We start from the raw sequence: 1131 nt of genomic DNA on the forward strand, positions 1-1131 counted from the left end.
GACGGCGAGGAAGATCCCGGCGAGCAGCACGCCGGCCTCGGGGAAGACGGAGGTGGTCATGCTGGCGGTGGGCGGGTACCGGCTGGGGACGCCGGACCTGTGGCGGGACGAGATGGCGACCTGGACGGTGGCCACCCGCTCCCTGGGGGACCTGCTGCGGCTGCTCCAGCACGTCGACGCCAGCAACGGCGCGTACTACCTGTTGATGCACGGCTGGACGGCGGTGTTCGGCGACTCGACGGTCTCGCTGCGAATACCCTCCGTGCTGGCGATGGCCGGGGCGGCGGCGTTCGTGGCGCTCACCGCCGAGCGGCTGTTCGGCGGCAGGGTGGCGGCGGTCGGGGCCGGGCTGCTGTTCACCGTCCCCCCGGAGATCTCCCGCTACGCCCAGGAGGCGCGCTCCTACGCGCTGGTGACCTGCGCGATCGCGGCGGCCTCGTACTTCCTGCTGCGGGCGCTGGAGCGGCCGACCTGGCGGCGCTGGGCGCCGTACTGCGTGGCCATGGCGCTGGCCGGCGCCGGGCACCTGGTGTCCTTCAGCACGGTCGCCGGGCAGGTGGCGCTCCTGGCGCTGCACCTGTGGCGCACCCGCCCGGAGACGGACCGGCGGCTGCTGTGGCACTACCCGCTGGCGGTCGCCGTGGCGGCGCTGCCGGTGCTGCCGGTGGTGCTGCTGGGCAGCCGGCAGTCGGACCGGCAGCTGGGCTGGATACCGACCCCCTCCCTGCGCGGCCTCGCCTACTTCGGGGAGCGCCTGTTCGGCTCGGACGTCGTGTTCTACGCCTTCGTCCCGCTGGCGCTGCTGGCACTGGCGCTGCCCGGCCGGCGGATCCGGGCCTGGCAGGCGCTGCTGCTCGCGGAACTGCCGGTGGTGGGCGTCTGGCTGGTGTCCCGCCTGACCGACACCTCGTACTTCCTCGGGCGGTACCTGCTGTTCACGGTGCCCGCCTGGGCGGTGCTGGCCGGCGGCGGCGCCGGGGCGCTGTACGGCGCGGTGGCGGCCCTGGCCCGGCGACGCGGCCGGGCCCCCCGGGGGGCCCTCACGGCGGCCGCGCTGCTTACCGGCGGGCGGCGGGCTCCACCCGGCCGAGCGGGCGTGCCGCCCCACCCCCACCGGCCGGGCGCTGGCTG

The 1131-nt window shown here is 76.3% G+C and carries 1 protein-coding gene; it reads left to right on the top strand.

Going from position 1 to position 1131, the window contains the following annotated elements:
* Nucleotides 1-127 precede the first annotated feature (127 nt).
* The coding region (locus ACIQOV_RS42390) for a glycosyltransferase family 39 protein (protein ID WP_401056605.1) at nt 128-1131 on the top strand (1004 nt) is incomplete at its 3' end.

The organism is Kitasatospora sp. NPDC091257 (assembly GCF_044757675.1).
In the GTDB taxonomy this organism is placed as follows: Bacteria; Actinomycetota; Actinomycetes; order Streptomycetales; family Streptomycetaceae; genus Kitasatospora; species Kitasatospora lactacystinica.